The following is a 19,253-nucleotide window of genomic DNA, read 5'->3' on the forward strand; positions in this document are numbered from 1 at the left end:
TAACGCCGCAAACCCCTGATTTAGTATACTACTTTTCCTCGAAAAGAGCGATGATCTGTTCCCTATCGAAATCGTTCTCGATATTTTTTTCAATATCGCTGCGCAACGCCCCTAGTTCTTTACCCACCACTGTACGGTTATCGTTCGAAATTCCGGGGGCGCGGCACATAAACTGCAGGGCCTTTATCAGTTCGTACATTACGGCACTATCCTGTTTGGAATAGAGCCGTATGGGCTGCACAAGTATTCGCATCAGCTCTTCGGTCGGTATATTTTTACGGATCAAAACCATTTGCCCCTTATCGAAAGATGTCGAGACCATATGCGGGAAACTTAAGAATGTAGCGAGCAGGCTTCCCAATTTGGTAACGGCACCAATGGCGGTACCGGGATCGTTTATGCCGGGAGACATGGCCTTCACGGCAATTTCCATCAACTTGATCATGCCTCCTATGCCCTTGTCGTCTTCATGCCTATCCGAAGAAATATCCATACAGAACAAAAGGTTTTGATGGGCCTCTTCCGAAATATCGTTTTTAACCCTCAGGGCGACATCCCCTTTCCACATGTGCTGGTTCAGATAGGGAACGATTTCGATCTGGTTGTCATCCTCCTTTGTCGACCTTGACATGAGCATGCGATCAAAGCCCCTAAAATATCCTGTTTTGTCGGCAACAATCGTTTTCCATCCGTCCGTATCGATATATTGCAATGCAATTTTTGTAGGATCGTTCTCTTTCAACTCATCCTCCAGATATGTACTGCAGCTTTGATAGATCTCGTCAATAATATTGTGTATCTGAATGGCGCTCGAGATGCTGTTGATGAAATAAATGAACAACACGATACAGAGTACCGACATTAAAGCCGCTAACATAGCCGAAAGACCTACGGCACTGGAGTCGCTGCCATAGGCGCCCAGCGAGAGCAAAATTAGCGTACAGTACAGCAATGTACCCACATAAATGCCCAAGATAATCTGGTGCTTTTTGTTAGAAATCAGACTGGGCAACAGCCTGGGCGAAAAGTCGCTCGAAGCTTGGCCCAATACCACCATCACCATTGAAAAACTAAATACCGTTAACGAAATGATGCCCCCAATAAACGTAGATAGCATGGCCCGCACGGTGTCATAGTCCTGTATAAATAGATAGGATGTGTCTTTCTTCAACTGAGCTACAAGCTCTGAACTATCGACCTTTAAAGAGATGACAGCGGCAACACCGTATATCAGGCTGATCAGCACCGGATAGAAGGCAATGCTATGTAAAACGTTGTGATAGGTACGCTTAAAAAATTTGATGATGGCTTTCATAGGAGGCAATATAAATTTGGGTAAAATAATTTTACAGTCAAACTAAATAGCGATACAGCAACATACTAGGTATCGGTAAAGTTATTTTTGTAGTGTAAAAATACACTATGTCAGTTTATTCGTATATAAAAAATTAAGTGGTGCAATAGTTGCCGCGCTTTTACAATAGTTTGGTTGGTTGTTAGAAAATGGCTTTGATGCACTTGTATCGAGGCCATTTTTATTTACCATCCTACGTATCGGCTCGTTTCACCTCAATTTCACATTTCAGTATATGTTCTCCGTCATCTTGTTTGATAAATAGCGCCCGATTCCTCACCGTTCCATTTCGGGTTACGGTGGCTCCCCTGATGTTTTTTGTCGTTTTCGTGGTATAGGTTTCCATAACCTCGCCGTCTGTGGTTCCTTTGCCCCATTCCCATTATACGCGCGTTCCTTTTCGTATCATTCGGTTACTTTTACGTGATTGTTTTTGATATTGGGAAATTTCCCATGAATCACAATACGTTCCGTACTGTATTGCATCGAATAATAACGCATTCGAACGCCATGGCGACAAAGTCAATTTTAAAGGGTTTAGCATCCATCATAGCCGATAGATTACGGTACATTTATTTTGAATTTTTGAAAGGATGCTTTTGGAACACATCCCTTAGACAAACTGTTCCACTAATAAAAATTTTAAAATATGAGTACTTATACCGAACAAGTTGGAGAGAAGTTGAATAATCTATTGGAAAACACGTATGACGCCGAAAGAGGTTTTAAAAAAGCAGCAGAGAACGTTGATTCCGGACAATTAAAACGTTACTTCAAAGGCAAAGCACAAGAACGTTATGATTTTGGACACGCCCTAAAATCAGAAATCAAACAATTTGGGCAAAAAGTGGACAAAGGCGATAGTTTAACAGGAAAAGCGCATCGCTCCTGGATGGATCTTAAAAGTCTTTTTTCTTCGGATAACGAGGAAGCGATGCTGGAAGAGGCCATCAAAGGTGAAAAAAAGGCGATTGATGCCTATGATGAGGTGTTGACGGAAGCGAGTTTACCGAGCAGTACCCAAGCTTTGCTGCAACAACAGCGGAATAAAATCGACACCGGCCTTATGAATATTAAAAGTTTAGAAGATATTGCGTAACGGTTTTTATTTTGTAACTAAAAAAGGATGTATTTTACATCCTTTTTTTTGTGTCGAACTGTATTGGTATTGGAACGAAATCCCACCCTTTAGTAATAAGAGAGGGCTCAATCACCGCGCCGCTGAAATGGAAACATCTTGCCCAAACATCGCTTTATCCTAGCTATATTTCATTTACAAATCGTAACGATAAGACCTACAAAACATGGCTTGTGGATGCATCAATTTTAAAATGGATAGGGTCAAATGCAATAACTTGCATTGTACACCTTTACACTTAAAGAAATTAGAACGCTTTAATGGTGTTTTAAGTAAATATTAACCTAAACCATAATATTATGTTACGTTGGACAGTAATTTTTGTAATTTTAGCCATAGTAGCCGGCATTTTCGGATTTGGCGGTATCTCGGAAGGTGCGGCAGGCATAGCCAAGATTCTCTTTTTTATCTTCTTGGTATTGTTTGTAATCACTCTGTTTACAGGAAGAAAAAAGATTTAAAATATAATTAAAAATAAAGTTTAACCTTTTTAATCACACTAGTATGAAAAAGTCAGTATATCTAATTTTAATGCTTTTTGCCGTATCATTTTCCGCAAGCACCTTGAATAGTTGCAGGGAAAAGACTACAAGCGAAAAAGTAGAGGATTCGTTGGATAAAGCGGGCGACGATATCGAAGACGCAGCAGATGATGTTGGGGATGAAATCGAAGATGCCGTTGATGACAATTAAGCAGTCGTCGCTTTAGTACCTATTTTAAAAGGACGTTTTCTTCGGAAATCGTCCTTTTTTTATTAAAGATATGAAGATTTCCCTTTGAAAAATTAATTGGAAAAAGCCCTATATTTATCGACCAGAACACCCTTTCAACCTCTTTGACCGGCGTATGGGCTATTTTCGTATCCAATATAATCCTATAGAAATATGCCGAACGGTAATTACCGAACGGCTGACTGTGCTTGGGATTTCGTTTAGCATGAACGCCCAAGGCGCACTGAGGGTTCACGGCAAACTTACCGATGAAAACAGGTTGCAGATTGATGAGGCCTTAAAACCCTATGGGATTTCCCTGATCGAAAAGGAATCCGAGAATATGGTAGAAGGTATTAAATACGCCATAGAGGAGTTGTTGGATTCCCCCGCAGTGCGAACGGAAAAAGTATCGGCTTATCTATCGGAAAAGTTGGGCTATTCGTATTCTTCCCTAGCCAACCGTTTTTCTGAGGAAACCTACACTTCCATCGAGAATTTTGTTATCTTGCGCAGGATAGAACACGCTAAAAATTTAATGCTGCTTGGTGGAATTAGCTTGACCGAAATCGCCCACAAACTAGATTACAGTAGTGTGGCCCATTTATCAAGACAGTTTAAAAAAACAACGGGGCTCACACCCACCACTTTTTTGCGTATTATCGAAAAAAGAAAGACACCTGACAGCCCAAACCATACAGAGTAACTTATAATGAGTACATCCCCAATGAAAATTGTTCTTGTTGACGATGATGAAGACGATAGAATGTTCTTTGCCGACGCGTTACAAGAAATTGAAATATCGACCGAACTTGCAGAATTCCATAATGGTCAAGAGTTGCTGGATTATCTGTCGGAGCCAGATGTAGAACATCCACAATTGATTTTTTTGGATTTGAACATGCCCGTCATGGACGGTTTTCAATGCCTTCGGCAAATACGCAAAAACCCCGAACTTAAAGACTTGGTGGTGGCCATTTATTCCACCTCGTCGTCTGAAAGGGATATCGAAGAAACTTTTGTGAATGGTGCCAATATCTACATCAACAAACCCAACAGGTTCGAAGAGCTAAAAAAAACCATCGGTCAGGTGGTCAAGCGCAATTGGCAATATCGCGAAAATGCGATGGACAAAGCCAATTTTCTTTTCCGTATTTAATTCGTGAACCATGAGGTTGTTCGATAACCTAGATAAAAAGAAAACGGGAGTTCTACCCTATGTACTGCTTTTGGTATTGGCCATCATCGTACTTTTCTTAATTTCGAACGCCTCTTTCCAACAGAATCGCGCCCTGCGCCAATCGACCGAAATGGTCACGCATACCCAAGAGATTATCAACGAAATCAACGTGCTGTTCGGGAACTACTCGGGTTCGCAGTCCGCTGGTATTAAATATTTGATATCTCGCGATAGTACTTACCTGTCATCCATTATTGGTTTTAACGACAAAAGCAAATTCTCTTTCAAACGGTTGAAGACTTTAACCGCCGACAATCCCGAGCAACAACGATCGTTAGATCGTGTAACCGATTTCGGGGATAGACTTTTTAAGGAACTGAAATCGCTAGATCCCGAAATCGCCGACAAAATTACAAAATCGGTTGCCCTTACCGACAAGGTACGGGCTATCGAGACCCATCTCGATAGTCTTGAAACCCTGCAGTCCCTAATGGTCGCCACCGAACGTGACCTTTTGGCAAAGCGCAGGACGGCCTACGAATCCGATATGAATTTTACCCCCATCAACATTCTGTATCTGGCACTCTTCGCCCTTGGAGTGCTGATGTTCGCATTCTCCAAAATCAATTCCGACCGGAAAAAAATGGGGGTTACCCGCGGCTTTCTTCAAAACATTCTCGACAATACCGATAACATTGTCAATTACCTCGTTCCCTTACGTAATGATCAAGGAGAGATTACGGATTTTAAAATAACCTATGTCAATGGGCAGGCGAAAGAAATAACGGGGCGACAGACAACAGATATGTTGGACAAAACCGTATCCGAAGTATATCCCTTTGCCCTAAGAAAAGGACTCATTCAACTATTGATCGAAGTGCTTCGAATAGGCAAGACCAAGACCCGTGAAATCAATTACCAAATCGACGGCAACGAGAAATGGTTTCTTTCGACCTTTGCCCCCATGGAAGATGGCATCACTGCAACTTCAATTGATATCACGGCCAACAAAAGAGCCGAAACCGATTTGAAAGCATTTAACGATACACTTGAAACCCAAAATCTTGAACTCGAGCGTACCGGATTGTTTTTGCAGAATATGCTGGGATCCATCCAATATGTAATCAGTTCCTTTGAAGCCGTGCGCAACCGAGAAGGGAATATCGTTGATTTCAAGATTGCTTATACCAATGATAAGATAGTGGAATTGACAGGTCGTAATGCGAAGGAAATTGAGGGCAAATTGATTTCCGAAGAATATCCGCATCTTTTCGAAAACGGAGAGTTTGAAATATTTCTCAAAGTGATCGCCACCGGAGAGTTTGTTGAATATGAAAAGGAATACAATTTGCAAGAGGGCCATTTTTATTTCTGTAATGAAGTTTTAAAGCTCGGCGACGGCATTACCATCGTATCGCAAAATATCAGCTTGCGTAAAACGGCCGAAAAAGAGCTTGAAGAAGCTACTGAGCGTCTGGCCGTTCAGAACACCATACTCAACGATGCCGAGACGGTAGCCGGTCTAGGCAGCTATAGCTATAATCTTGATAGCGATGCCATGACCTGTAGCGACAACTGTTATCGCCTTTTGGGTATCGAACAGACAGAAAACACATTTTCATTAGCCTTGCTGACCTCAATCGTACATACTGACGATAGAGATCTCTTCAAGAGAAATATTGACCTTGCCTTACAGGAGAAAAAAAATATTCGCAACGTCTACCGAATAAAAACCCTTGAGGGAGACCTAAAGGATGTGATGATGGAAGGGCACTTTTTTGAGAAAAACGGCGAATGTTTTATGGTGGGCATTCTGCTCGATATTACCAAAGAGGTTTCCAACGAACTCACCCTACAAAAACATAACCGGGAGCTCGAACGTACGAATGCGGAGCTAGAATCGTTCAATCGGGTCGTGAGTCACGATCTGCAGGAGCCCCTTCGGAAAATACAAATGTTCATCAGCCGGTTTTCAGATACCGACAAAGATAATCTCTCTAAAAGAGGCCATAACTATCTAGAGAAAATAGAGGGATCTGCCAACCGGATGCAACTCTTGATCCGCAACCTTTTATCGTACGCACGGTTAGCCGATGAAGTGGATTCAATTCATACTATCAATCTTAACCGGATTTTCGAGAAGGTACTTGACGATCTCAGCGAAAAGATTGAAGAGACCAACGCCAAAATTAGCATCCCAGAGCTGCCATCCATAAATGGTACCGAGTTTCAGTTAGAGCAATTGTTCAACAATCTGATATCTAACGCCCTGAAATACAAAAAGCATGATGAAGCCCCCGATATAACAGTCACATCTGAAATTTTGCCGTCCCATAAAATCGACGAAAGCCTAAATTTGTCCCCATCAAAATATATTTTATTGACCGTTTCGGACAAAGGTGTTGGCTTCGAGCCGGACCAAAGTGAAAATATATTCAGGCTCTTTCAACGCCTACACAAAAAAAACGCGTACGAAGGTACCGGGCTAGGACTGGCCATCTGTAAAAAAATAGTGGAGAGCCATGAAGGCCGTATTATAGCCCAAAGCGAACCAGGAAAAGGAACGCAAATACTGGTTTATTTTCCGTACACGAAATGATAAATCCCGGACTCCGTACCCCATGATTTTCGAAGCATAAAATTACTCGCCCGATGGACAACCCTCACGTCATTGTATGGATTTTCCATTAACATACATTTACCACCGTAAAGGCAGTTCCTCTTGTTAATCTTGTACGTATTCGGTATCTTATACCGGTTTTGAAAAATTATATAACGTATTTCAGAGATTGTATAACGGTAATACTTCCCTTAAACCCGACTTTTGCAGCAGCATACCCCTTTATGGGCTTGGCAATATCAGATGGGGCGTCAAAATCAGATGCCCTAACGGTCGACATAAAAAGAAAGTGCTACGATAAGTGCACCAGAAAACGACATCTAAACCTTAAAAAGAAATACGAAAATGAAAACCTTACGACTGACCTGTAATTCCATTGATAAGAACATTAACACGACCAACGTCTTTCTAGGCGGATCCGTTTCCAGTTACGATAGCGAAAGAGTATTGGAATTTGATAACGAATTAGGTACCGGCACCATAACCGGCATTCATCTCGAAGGCGGACTTTCGTTCATGCAGTACAACGTTTTGTTCAACGAAGCTTTCAAGATAGTAACCGACCCGAGCCCCTCGAAACCGATATATTTTATGTACTGCCTCGAAGGAACTATCCAACAGAGTTTCGGAGGTTCGACGAGTTTAACTATGCTCGACGAATTTCAGACCGCAATTTTGGGCGGTGCCGGCGATGCCAATGAAATTGTTTTTCCTGGCCAACAGCAAGTCAAACTCTGTGTCATAAGGGTTATCGACGATACGGCCATCCAAGATACGGAAACTCTTAGGCAGCAGATGTACTCCTTATTTTCAAAAGGCCAAGAAGAGCCGTTGAACTACTTCGGCACCTATAACCTGAGAATTGGGGAGCAACTGGCCCAAATCGGAAAAATCAACCAAAAGGGGATCGTCAAAAAATTATTGGTCGAAGGCATATTGAACCTGACCCTTGCCATGGAAATACAGCATCTTCAATCTGATATCGAAGATGAGCAAAATCCCACTGGATCGCTGACCAAATACGAATTGAACAGTATCAAGACCATTTCCCGTGATATCGAAAAGCATCCCGAAGTACAATATTCTATAAAATCGATTTGCGTAGACTGCGGTATCTCGGCCAGTAAGCTACAAGAAGGTTTCAAATTGTTGCACGGCACAACGGTCTCCGATTTTATCCGCAATGAGCGATTGAACACGGCAGAACGATTGATCTCGACAACGGATATGAATATCTCTGAAATCGTCTATACCGTGGGCTTATCCAGCAGAAGTTATTTCTCGAAAATATTTAAGCGACGCTACAAAGTGAGCCCCAAAATGTACCAAGACAACAAAAAGGCCGAGCCGCAAGTGGCGTAATCCTTGAGCCTAGCTATTTTAACTGAAAAAGCCGATACTCTTGTGTATCGGCTTTTAATATTGGCAGTATTAATTTCTCTTTTCGCCAAATTTTTTCCGATTGGGCTTTTCCTTATCGGACTTTCCTTGGTTCGCGGCGTCTTCGAAAGTAACCTCATCATCAACGGTACCTTTATAAGCACTGATCCATGCATTTTTGAAGATATTAAAAACCGTCGGCCAAACTTTCGATTTAACGGCATTTAGATCACCTTCGATAGGCACTTTGGTGGCCAAGGTATTGTTACCTTGATTCTTGAGCACAAACTTAAAGAAGCCTACAAAACCTTCCCATAATTTCTCAAAAAAAGTATCCTCCTTTTCAAGGAGCTTTGAATCTTTCAGCAAAGGTTTTATATAACCGGTCAAAAAACCATCGGCTATGGCAATTTCGCTATACAGGTTAAAGTTACCCTCGGCAAAATCGATGCCGGCGTAATAGTTCGTGAAATCGTTAAGGGCGGTAACCGAAGCATTTTCCAAGGAAAAGGAAATATCCATATCCGGAATTTCTTTGACGAGATCCATTTTTCCATCTAGGTTGACTTGGCCATTACCTATAGAGTTTGCGGTCGCATGGATAATCGATGGGAGTTCACGGCCGTTACGGATTACGTTTCTCAAATTAGTAGCGGTTAGATTGATATGGTTCAGGTACAAATCAATACTGGGGTCCGCGGTCAGCTGAACAAAAGCCGCCTTACCGTCGTTAATCTTTAAATTATTGATATCGATGGGCACGATATCGGTCAAGGCCTTTGTCCAATCATTAACGTGGGCCTCGGCGAGGCTGTCCGTTTGCTGGTCTTCGAAAACGTAGATGAATTGCGGCCGTGCTATTTCTATCTCGCTAACAATTTTTCCCTTCAAAAGGGATTTCCATTCCACCGAAATATCGGTGACGCCCAGATTGAGAAAGGGCACTTCCGAATTGCCGTCGACGGTATTGAGGTAGAGGCTATCTATAACGTAGGCTCCTCGAATCAGGGAAATATCGATATCCTTCACCTGACCGTAATAGCCGGGGATATCGGCCAAAACACGGTTCACGTAATTTTTAACGATGTACGGCAAACAGAGCCGAAAAACCACTAAGACTGCGATAATGAGAATAGGTACGGTGTATCGCTTCTTCCTGTAGCGATTTCTTTTGGCAGTTTCCATTAGGTATTGCGTACGTTTAGAGCTTCGGAGTTTCTTCAAGACCTGCGCTATCGTCTTCAATATACTTTACAAAATCGGAAGGCGATTTTATAGGAATCGTCTTTTTGCCATCTACCACAATGGCACAGGTCAGTACTGAAGGCGTTTTCTCTAAAACCCGAAACCAGTCGTTCTCGTCAAGATCGACTTTATCTTTTCCATAGACTTCGACAAAATTAGGGTGGTCTTGATCGACCAAATCCTTGATAGGAATTTTAAGATTGTCCGCCAATTCGGCCCATTGGGTACCGGTCACTGTGGTTTTTGAAATATCAACGGCCAAAATATCCTTTTCTGCAGATTTTACATACGGATAGGTTTGTTTGCCCAAAGAGGTTTCTGAATTGTAATACAATGTTATTTGATTTCCGTCTTTTGCTATTACGCCCATTGTAGTATGAATTATTGATTACTATTATTGATTACTGATTCATAAATCGCCCTTTTTGGACAATGAATTAATAAGCAAGCTAATTTAAGAATCCTCTTTCACGGCTCCGAACCCAAAAGTTATTAGTTTTACCTCATTTGTCGCATTCCGAACCGACCAGCTGGCTTTAGGAGATCGTTCTCCATCATCTATCGCTACTCTTTCTCCCCATCGCCCGTCAGTACGCTAATCGTTCCATCTCGGACGTTGAGCCAAAGATAATTGAAAAAGGACTTGGTGGGGTCACGTTCGGCATCAATACTGCCATAGCGAAAACCTTCGGCATTGGTATTCGAACCACTATTTACAAACAGATTGCCTACGACGGTGAGAAACTTGTTGATTTCCGATCTATCCTTTTTAAGTACTTGAAACCTAAAATCATCATATTTCATTCTCATATCCCCAGCCGAGGAAACCGCATTCCCACTGACGGTAAAATACAACTGGTCGATTGTACCACTCGCCTTGGCCCTCAGATTCGATACTAGAAAAGGATTGATACTGGTGGTATTGAAATTGGTGACCGTTCCCGCCGCCAAAAACGCATCGTTGGTGCGATTAACATCGAAAGACCAATCCAACGTCATATCTGCATCTCCCATAAATTGAGTTTTGGCCTTTATTGAAGTCTTTCCGCCAGAAGGATAGATATTCGAAATGTTCGAGAGGGTGGCGTTCACTTTATCGAACGACAGTTTACCGGGATCTGTAACATCCGCCACCCGCTCACTATACCGTATTTTTCCGTCTAAAATTTCAAATTTCGGAACGTCGATGTGGATGGGCAGTTCCCGCATCATGCGACTGTACAATTTTTTTGTCGTATTATCGTCGGCAATCAATTTGTCACGATACATCTCCAGATTTGGTTTTCTAATAGTACCCGTAGCCGTTCTTATAAAAAAAGTGTCTTTTTCAAAACCAAACCGGATAGAATCCAAATCCATTTCGGGAATTTTCAGATTGATATGATCACGCTCCGTGGTCAAATGTTGGGAGAGTTCCTCTTTATCGTATTTGGAATGAAGTTGCAAACCTGTAACTTTTGCTTGGTCCTGGTTCCAAAGGAGGGTGGTTACATCAAGTTTTTCATAGGAGCCTAGGTTAACATAGAGAGAATCGGCAGTCAGCTCATAGTTGCCGTATTCTACCGGTATTTTTTTAGTAATCAGTTCGGATCCTGTTCGGGCATTCGCCACGAAAAAATTAACATTTTTTATCGACAGTGCGATACTATCCTTATCTTGTTGAAGCAAATCCAATCGACCCTCTTCCACGGATAATTTCCCTATCGCAATGGCCCTCCGCAGCTTTACCACACCTTCCGGTTCCGCATTTTTTTCAGTCAACAGCCGATACGGATAATATCGTACTTGAGGATGTTCCAATAGTAATTGCCTGGCATTGATTTTATTAAAGAGCAAGAAATCCCAATAGCCCAAACCTTCTAATGAAATGGCATCCATCCGTACCGAGGTATTCAGTAACATCGAATCTGAATCGTAAAAATCAAGTGAAATATCTTTTATTCCTATCGTGCCGGTCAGTATGTTCACATTCATATTCTTATATTCCAATTGTATTTGCGGAGGTAGTTTCCGTACCAAAAAATCGGAAATCGCACTCTTGGCCATCAATTGGGCGATTGCTATGCCGACCACGATTACGACCAAAAGAACTGAGATAAATAATATAATGGGGCTTTTGGTCAGCTTTTTGGACATAAGTATACGGTTTTATAAAAAATGCCGTTAATTTTAATAGCGATTATAAAGGTAATGATGTGACGCTTGCATTCCGGAAAAGATGTAACGTTTTTCCAACAATGTTTGATTGAAAAGAAAAAATAGCCTTTCGACTTACACTATTTTAATTATATTCCGGTTTTAATAGTTTTTAAGGTACATATGGTTTCGTTCTTGCATTATTCCCAAAACATTAAATCAACCAAATTTCCTAGATGTATCGTATAACATTACTTTTACTCATGGCCCAAATAGCATTGAACGCCCAACACATCGTGCCCGATTCCATTCAAGAAGAGGCGCGTATCGCACTCTCCCATTATCCGGATCTAGAGAATACCCCGATAACCTTTAAATTTAAAAAGAAAATCAAAAAATCGACCATGCAGGCGCAACCCTTATTTTGGAGTCTTTTTAAAACCCGGAAAAAACGCGAATATGTCGTGTTGATCAGTGAAAAAATAAAGATTTCAGGTAAGGAATATTTAACCAAGGATGTACCCAAAAATATCATGATCGGATGGCTGGGCCACGAGTTGGGCCATATCATGGACTATCAGGACCGAAGCAGCCTTAACCTCATTTGGTTTGGTGCCAAATACACTTTCTCCGGTTCGTATCTAAAAGAAGCCGAACGTGCGGCAGATACTTACGCTGTTTCCCATGGTATGGGATCTTATATCGTGGATACCAAAAATTTCATTCTAGACAATGCCGAAATTCAGGAAAAATACAAAGCCCGTATACGCAAGTTTTACCTATCTCCGGAAGAAATCATGGTAATGGTAGATAAGCGGGAGAGGTCTACGGAATCCTCGGAGTAGGGTAAGGTTTAAACCCCCTCTTCAACGAAGGCCTCCCATTCTTTAAATTTCTCCTCCCCCATCACGCGTTCCATTTTCACTTGGCCGCCTTTCTTTTTATTCCGACCGTTCCAATCGCTGAAAACTTCTGGGTCGACCGTGGTGACCTTAACCCCTTTCAACGCCTTTGTTCGTGCGACCTTATAATTTTTATTGGCACTTTTTAAGTATTCGTCTAAGCCATCGGCAAGTTTAGCGTCCTCCGCTTTATCTTCGGTACCCATGTACCAACAATGGTAGAATTCGCCGTCAATCCGTTTGGCGCATAACGTGTATTCGGGAATTTTTATAGAAAACTCCTCCTCCAAATGTTGTACCGCATCGTTCAACTTATTTACGGACAATTGCGAACCTACCGTGTTCAAGAAAAACTTGGTGCGGCCGGTGATTTTTATTTCCGCCCTTTCGATATCGGTAAACGCAATAGTGTCACCGATTAGATAGCGCCACGCCCCTGATACGGTGCTGATGATCAAAATGTAATCTTGATCCATTTCCACCTCGGAAAGCGTCAATGAAGGAGCGTCTTCGGACAAAGAACCATCTTGTTCGATATATTCAGGATCGAAGGGCACGAACTCAAAATAGATACCGCCATCGGTCACCAGCCCCATGGCATCGGTATCGGGCCGGGACTGAAAAGCGATAAAACCTTCGGAGGCCAAATAGGTGTCGATTATAGTAATCGGCTTGCCCAATAAAGCATTGAAACTCTTTTCATAGGGTCCGAAAGCAACACCGCCAGAAGTATACACTTGTAGATTGGGCCAAATCTCGTGGATGTTCGCCACGCCATTATACTCGATGACCTTTTGCAGCATCAGCTCCATCCATGAAGGAATACCGCTCAGGCCGCCAATATCCCAATTTGGAGCTTCTTCTGCTATTTTCTGTACCTTTTCGTCCCAATCTTCCATGGCCGATATATCTTGGCCCGGTTTGTAATATCCCCTAAACCATGTGGGAATATTGCTGGCACTGATACCGCTAATTTCGCCTTCTTTATGGCCTTCAACCTCCTCTAGGTCGGTAGAACTGCCCAGCATCAAAATGCCCTTTTCAAAAAAGTCGGGGGGTAAATCGAAATTGCTCAATGCATATACCTGTTGAATACCCGCATTGCGAATGGAAGAGATCATTTCATCGGTTACCGGAATACGCTTACTGGTCGTTCCCGTAGTACCCGAACTCAGCGCAAAATAATCCGGTACGCCCGGCCAAGTAACATTTTCTTCACCATCGTGCAGCTTTTGCCACCACTCCTTATCGATCTTATTATAATCGTAGTAGGGAATCGCATCGGCAAAGGTCTTCGGGAGCTGTTCGGATTCCAGAATTTCGTCGAATTTATAGTGTTTACCAAAAGCGGTTTTCTTGGCCGTTTTCAATAATCGCATGAGGACCTCCCGTTGTTCCTCTACATGGTTTTTATCGTCGGCCAGCTTGTCACGAACCTCGATAAAACCTTTGATGATATTTCCTATTATGGGCATGGTTGTAGAATTTTTGGTAAAACTAGGTATATTGTAAAAGGGATTTGCGCTGTATTGGGATAGAGATTGATTCAAGTCGGAAGATATAGATTGCGTTTTTTCTAACCTTCACAAGCCTCATTCTGCGTCATCTTCCCAAAGCTCAATAGGATACTCTACCTTCTCACCGGTCGCCTTATCGATCGGCATCTGCGCACCGACCGCCTTAAGATGTTTGGATAGTACTTCGGCCAGTTCCTTTGCCTTTTCGGAGTCCTCTTCAAATAAATTGGTCGTCTCCCCGATATCGGCTGCAAGGTTATAAAGTTCCATTTTACGACTGGCATGAAAATAGATAAATTTCCAATCGCCTTTTCGCACTGCGCTGGCCGCTCCGATCCCCGGACCTTCGACGCCCCACTCGTTGGGATAATGCCAAAACAGAGGGCGAACGCCGGCATATTCCTTTTCACCGGTCAAGGCGGCTGTAAAACTTTGTCCATCGACCTTTTGGAGGGTCTGCAAACTATCGATACCGGCCATTTTGAGAATGGTGGGATAAAAATCCTCTATAATCACCTGATATTTTGATACTGACCCCGGTTCCGTTTTGTCCGGCCATTTCACCAGCATCGGCTCCCGGATGCCGCCCTCGTACATCGAGCCCTTCCCACTGGCCAAAGGCTTGTTGTGGGTATTAAGGGCTCCGCCCCTTCCGTGTGCGCTCAAGCCGCCATTATCGGACATAAACAGGATAATGGTGTTGTCGGCAATATTCTTTTGCTCCATATAATCCATGATATCGCCAAGGCTTTTGTCCATCCCCTCCACCAGCGAAGCGTATCGGGCTTCGATGGAATCCAAACCTTTTTCATAGTATTTCTGCACGAAGCGCTCGTCGGCCATGATAGGCGTATGCACAGCATAGTGTGACATATACAGAAAAAAGGGTTGTGCGATGGTCACGACGGAATCCAAAGCGCGCAAGGCTTCCTCGGTAATCGCCTCTGTCAAAAAAATATCCCTTCCATAGTATTTTTCCAATCCTGGAACGGCCGCAAATTCGTTTTGTCCTTCACCGTTTCCGAAATTTTCGGTGCCCAGATAGCTGGCGGGGGCACCGGCGGCATGCCCAGCGATGTTGACGTCGAAACCAAGGTTCAAAGGGTCGGCACCGGGCGTTCCGATAGCCCCCAAGTGGGCCTTGCCAGAATGTACGGTATAGTAGCCCACATCGTGGAGTGCTTGGGGCAATGGCATGGCATGCACCGCAAGGGAATCACCGGCAAAGGGACTCATTCCGTTCACGTTCCACATGGGGAACTCGAGCGAGTCGTGATCTTTTTCCATGGGCTGTAGGCTGTCTTTTTTCAAGGTCCAGTTGGTGACCCGATGCCGGGCTGCGTTCATACCGGTCATCAAGCTGACCCGCGATGGCGAGCAGACATGCGTGGCATAGGCTTGAGTAAATTTCATGCCCGCTACGGCCAAACGTTCCATATTCGGGGTATGGTACCGGTCGTTGAACGGGGTGCGCTCCTTCCAAAAAGGTACCGAAGTATCTTGCCATCCCATATCATCGACCAGAAATAAGACGATATTAGGCGGCTTTTCCTGCAATTCTTCGGATTCGCAGGAGGCCAGGATAAACGCGGCGGCAATCAGGTAATATACTATAGATTTCATTCCTTTGGTTTTTATTTGGATAGGATAGTTTCGACCTGCCGCCATTTTTCTCCTTTTAAATTCAAGTCTGCATTTTCTTGTGCCGCACCCGGAGTACTTCTTCCATCGTAGATATAGGATGCCATTACCATTTTTAGTTCTTCCACTTTTTCAGGATGCTTCAAATGAAGGTTCTCGTTTTCTCCCGGATCCTCCGCCAAATCGAATAATTGGAATTTAGGCAAATCGTTTATACCTTCCGAATCGGGTTTGGGCTCGCTCCAACCGCCCGAACCAGGACAAAAGACCAACTTAAAATTATCCTTGCGGAGAGCAAAGCTGCCATTGATGGAATGGTGTACGGTCGCTTTCCTTTTATAGTTCGCTGCGTTCGGATCCGAGAAAAGTGGCACTATCGAAAAGCTATCCTCGGCCTCATCGTCTGACAGTTCGGCACCAACAATCTCGGCGCAAGTGGCCATGAGGTCCGTTTGACAAATTGTTTTTTCGGAACTACTGCCCGCTTGAATTTGCCCCGGCCACTTTACGATAAACGGAATTCGGTGTCCGCCCTCGTAAATATCGGCCTTGTGACCACGATAGATAGAACTTGGGTAGTGTCCCTTTTCCGCCAGCACTTCAAAATCGGCCTGCGGGGAGCAGCCATTGTCGCTGGTAAAAATAATCATCGTATTTTCCGTTATGTCTTGGACTTCGACCGCCTTGATCACTTGCCCCACATAATCGTCGATCATCATTATAAAATCCGCATATGGATTGATTCCGCTTTTTCCCTGCCATGCTTTGGTGGGTAAAATGGGCGTATGCGGCGAGGGCAAAGCGAGATATAGAAAAAACGGGGCCTCCTGTTGAACAGCATCGGCTATATAATCGATGGATTTTCGAAAGAAATTAGGCGTGACATCCTCATGTACAAAATCGGAAGCGGTGGGGCCTTTCCGCCACCAGGTATATTTTCCTGTGTTTTCGGTGATGTTGTCCACTTCAGCGGTAACTTTACCGTTCTCAACGTAGACATAAGGTGCCATATCCAAAGAACCAGAGTGGCCATAGGCATAATCAAATCCCAAATCATTAGGCGTATGCTTGACCGGTGCACTGAAATCGAGATTATCGAAATCCTGCGCATTCCAGCCCTCACCACCAAATTCGGTACTGTCCTTTACCGCCCAGTCCCAACCCAAATGCCATTTGCCGATAAAAGCAGTGCGGTAACCTTTAGATTTTAATAAGGAAGCAACCGTACTGCGCGTCTCCGGTATCAGGGCTGGTGATTTTCCCGTCAAAACGCCACTTTTCAGTTGGCTGCGCCATGCATACCTTCCCGTAAGAATGCCGTATCGCGTGGGACTACAGACCGAAGAGGGGCTATGGGCATCCGTAAATTTCATACCTTGCATCGCCAAACTATCGATATGGGGGGTCGCTATTTTTCCATCGGGATTAAAGGCACGGATATCCCCGTAGCCTAAATCATCCGCTAAGATATAGATGATGTTGGGGAGCCTTTCTTTAGTCTCAACCTTTGTCTTTTCGTCTTTACAGGAAATGGAAATCCCGAGCAACAGAAGAAACAGCAGTGGCGAAATTCGAGATTTCAGCATTACGGAAAATGTGTTTAAGTCGTTTGCTAAAAATACATAATCCTTTTTGTATCCCGTAAACCTGAATCGTGTTTATCATCCTTCAGAATTCCCGTACCTTTGTTCCGCTTCAAAAACATATTGTTTGTATTGCATCGTAGACATAGAAACCACTGGAAACAGTATCAAGGGAAATAAGATTACGGAGATTTCCATTTTTAAATATGATGGTCACGACATCGTTGACGAGTTCACTTCATTAGTGAATCCGGAATGTGAGATTCCGTATTTTATCACTCGATTGACAGGAATCGATAACGACACGGTGCGCAATGCGCCGACTATCGATGCCATTGCGGATTCTATCCTAAAAATCACAGAGGGAACGATTTTTGTCGCACATAGTGTAAATTTCGATTACAATATTATTAAAAACGAGCTTCGGAATATCGGTCGTGATTTCATCCGAAAAAAGCTTTGTACGGTACGCTTGTCCCGGAAATTGATACCCGGTTACCATTCCTACAGTTTGGGAAAACTCTGTTCCGCTTTGGGCATTCCGTTGACCGACCGGCACCGGGCCCGAGGTGATGCCCACGCCACTACCTTACTCTTCGGCAAGTTATTACGGACGGAGGGTGCCGATAAAGTATTCAAAATGTTTTTGAACGCAAGGTCTCAGGAATCGACATTGCCTGCGAGCCTTCCTAGGGAAGCTTTTGAAAAAATACCGGCAACCCCGGGCGTCTACTATTTTAAGGATGCCAAGGGAAAAATCATCTATATTGGCAAGGCCCTCAATCTAAAAAAACGGGTGCTCGGCCATTTTTATGACAAATCGACGAAGGAAGTCCGTCTTTGTGCGGAAACGGCGGATATAGCTTTCGAGCTTTCCGGCAACGACCTTATGGCGTTATTAATGGAATCCGCGGCCATCAAACATCACTACCCCGCCTACAATCGAGCGCAGAAAAAGAGGATACAGCCCTATGGTGTTTTCGCTTACGAAGATCGCAGCGGCATAGTACACTTAGCCTTCAACAAACTTAAAATGGCGCCCAATGCTTTGGTCACCTTTTACAATCCGACGGATTGCCGTTTGTATCTAGAACAAATCTGCAGCAGGTTCGGACTCTGCCCCAAATATTGTCATTTGCAGGAAAATGTCAAGACCTGTTCCCATTTTAGGATTGAAAGTTGCGAAGGAATCTGTAGGGACTCGGAACCTGTTTCGGAGTACAATGCAAAAGTCACTTTAGCCATCGAATGTATGGGTTCGGAAAAAGAGGATTTTATTATCAAGGAAAAAGGAAGACATATCGACGAAGAAACCTTTGTTCTGGTGCGTAACAACGTGTATTCAGGCTACGGATTTATAGAAAAGGAAGCAGTCCTGAATTCCTTCGCAGATTTAGAAGCATTCGTGATTCCACAAAAAAATACGGTGGAGACCGAGAGCATTATCAAATCATACCTCAATAGAAATCCAACTAAAAAAATCAGGACACTGGATGAAAGGCAGTTGGAAGAAAATCGGTTTTAGAATATCGACGAGATTAAGTGCAATGTGGTACTGGAAATAAAAGCCATTCTATTTTTTCAATTCCTTGAACATACGAATTACAAAGAAGAGCCATACCATCAAAATGGCGGCGACCACACCCGAATATATCCATAAAAAATCCATAATCTTCAGTAATCGAGTTCAAGCGATTTTTGGGAATAAAACCGTTGGACATTGGGCATCATTTTTAGCTAACCAAAAAGGTGAAATGGGCATATCGTGATCTTTTCTCGCATAATCCGAACTAAAAAAATCCTACAAAAATTAATATCAAAATCACGTAATGAAATTCTTGTTAAA

Annotated in this window: 16 protein-coding genes and 1 pseudogene; 9 read left to right on the top strand and 8 right to left on the bottom strand. The window is 43.2% G+C overall.

The window, feature by feature from the left end; genetic code table 11:
* Positions 1–28 precede the first annotated feature (28 nt).
* Together BLT07_RS15720 and BLT07_RS15725 are read right to left on the bottom strand one after the other, a co-directional pair.
* Positions 29–1,315 carry a DUF2254 domain-containing protein gene (locus BLT07_RS15720; protein ID WP_091871254.1) on the bottom strand — a complete coding sequence of 429 codons (1,287 nt, stop codon included), beginning with the start codon at positions 1,313–1,315 and terminating at the stop codon, positions 29–31.
* Positions 1,316–1,547: 232 nt separating this feature from the next.
* Positions 1,548–1,724: pseudogene (locus BLT07_RS15725) on the bottom strand (HVA1 family protein); the annotation flags it as partial.
* A 279-nt stretch (positions 1,725–2,003) separates the two neighbouring features.
* Here BLT07_RS15725 and BLT07_RS15730 point away from each other — a divergent pair.
* The 7 genes from BLT07_RS15730 (at position 2,004) to BLT07_RS15760 (ending at position 8,365) form a co-directional block, all read left to right on the top strand.
* Positions 2,004–2,453, top strand: coding sequence for a ferritin-like domain-containing protein (locus BLT07_RS15730; RefSeq protein ID WP_091871258.1), 450 nt, complete (start codon positions 2,004–2,006; stop codon positions 2,451–2,453).
* 338 nt (positions 2,454–2,791) lie between these two features.
* Entirely contained in the window at positions 2,792–2,953 is a 162-nt protein-coding gene (locus BLT07_RS15735; protein WP_091871262.1) for a DUF1328 domain-containing protein, read from the top strand.
* Between the two features lie 43 nt (positions 2,954–2,996).
* Positions 2,997–3,185: a hypothetical protein gene (locus tag BLT07_RS15740; RefSeq protein ID WP_091871266.1), complete on the top strand. Its 189-nt coding sequence runs from the start codon at positions 2,997–2,999 to the stop codon at positions 3,183–3,185.
* A 154-nt stretch (positions 3,186–3,339) separates the two neighbouring features.
* Positions 3,340–3,909, top strand: coding sequence for a helix-turn-helix domain-containing protein (locus BLT07_RS15745; protein WP_091871268.1), 570 nt, complete (start codon positions 3,340–3,342; stop codon positions 3,907–3,909).
* A 21-nt stretch (positions 3,910–3,930) separates the two neighbouring features.
* The gene (locus BLT07_RS15750; RefSeq protein WP_245726576.1) at positions 3,931–4,362 is read left to right on the top strand and encodes a response regulator; all 432 of its coding nucleotides are present in this window, start codon (positions 3,931–3,933) and stop codon (positions 4,360–4,362) included.
* Between the two features lie 10 nt (positions 4,363–4,372).
* A complete protein-coding gene (locus tag BLT07_RS15755) occupies positions 4,373–6,982 on the top strand; it encodes an ATP-binding protein (RefSeq protein ID WP_091871277.1) in 2,610 nt (869 codons plus the stop codon).
* Between the two features lie 366 nt (positions 6,983–7,348).
* A complete protein-coding gene (locus tag BLT07_RS15760) occupies positions 7,349–8,365 on the top strand; it encodes a helix-turn-helix domain-containing protein (RefSeq protein ID WP_091871281.1) in 1,017 nt (338 codons plus the stop codon).
* 69 nt (positions 8,366–8,434) lie between these two features.
* On the opposite strand, the gene BLT07_RS15765 is transcribed toward BLT07_RS15760, so the two are convergent.
* The 3 genes from BLT07_RS15765 to BLT07_RS15775 all read right to left on the bottom strand — a co-directional run bounded on the left by BLT07_RS15765 (position 8,435) and on the right by BLT07_RS15775 (position 11,764).
* The gene (locus tag BLT07_RS15765) at positions 8,435–9,568 is read right to left on the bottom strand and encodes an AsmA family protein (protein ID WP_091871285.1); all 1,134 of its coding nucleotides are present in this window, start codon (positions 9,566–9,568) and stop codon (positions 8,435–8,437) included.
* 16 nt (positions 9,569–9,584) lie between these two features.
* Entirely contained in the window at positions 9,585–9,998 is a 414-nt protein-coding gene (locus tag BLT07_RS15770) for an arsenate reductase family protein (RefSeq protein WP_091871290.1), read from the bottom strand.
* Between the two features lie 194 nt (positions 9,999–10,192).
* On the bottom strand, positions 10,193–11,764 hold the full coding sequence (locus BLT07_RS15775) for a hypothetical protein (RefSeq protein ID WP_091871294.1): 1,572 nt from the start codon (positions 11,762–11,764) through the stop codon (positions 10,193–10,195).
* 236 nt (positions 11,765–12,000) lie between these two features.
* Between BLT07_RS15775 and BLT07_RS15780 the strand changes: the two genes are divergently transcribed.
* Positions 12,001–12,609: a hypothetical protein gene (locus BLT07_RS15780; protein WP_175455355.1), complete on the top strand. Its 609-nt coding sequence runs from the start codon at positions 12,001–12,003 to the stop codon at positions 12,607–12,609.
* An 8-nt stretch (positions 12,610–12,617) separates the two neighbouring features.
* Here the strand turns inward: BLT07_RS15780 and BLT07_RS15785 are convergent, their stop codons facing one another.
* From BLT07_RS15785 to BLT07_RS15795, 3 genes are all read right to left on the bottom strand, one after another.
* Positions 12,618–14,141, bottom strand: coding sequence for a GH3 family acyl-acid amido synthetase (locus tag BLT07_RS15785; protein WP_091871297.1), 1,524 nt, complete (start codon positions 14,139–14,141; stop codon positions 12,618–12,620).
* A gap of 117 nt (positions 14,142–14,258) precedes the next feature.
* Positions 14,259–15,806: a sulfatase gene (locus BLT07_RS15790; RefSeq protein WP_091872276.1), complete on the bottom strand. Its 1,548-nt coding sequence runs from the start codon at positions 15,804–15,806 to the stop codon at positions 14,259–14,261.
* Positions 15,807–15,817: 11 nt separating this feature from the next.
* On the bottom strand, positions 15,818–17,410 hold the full coding sequence (locus BLT07_RS15795; RefSeq protein WP_091871301.1) for a sulfatase family protein: 1,593 nt from the start codon (positions 17,408–17,410) through the stop codon (positions 15,818–15,820).
* Positions 17,411–17,534: 124 nt separating this feature from the next.
* Here BLT07_RS15795 and BLT07_RS15800 point away from each other — a divergent pair, with 124 nt between their 5' ends.
* Positions 17,535–18,932, top strand: a complete 1,398-nt coding sequence (locus BLT07_RS15800; protein ID WP_091871304.1) for an exonuclease domain-containing protein — start codon at positions 17,535–17,537, stop codon at positions 18,930–18,932.
* Positions 18,933–19,253 lie beyond the last annotated feature (321 nt).

The sequence above is a fragment of the Pricia antarctica genome (assembly GCF_900101815.1).
Taxonomy (GTDB): Bacteria; Bacteroidota; Bacteroidia; order Flavobacteriales; family Flavobacteriaceae; genus Pricia; species Pricia antarctica.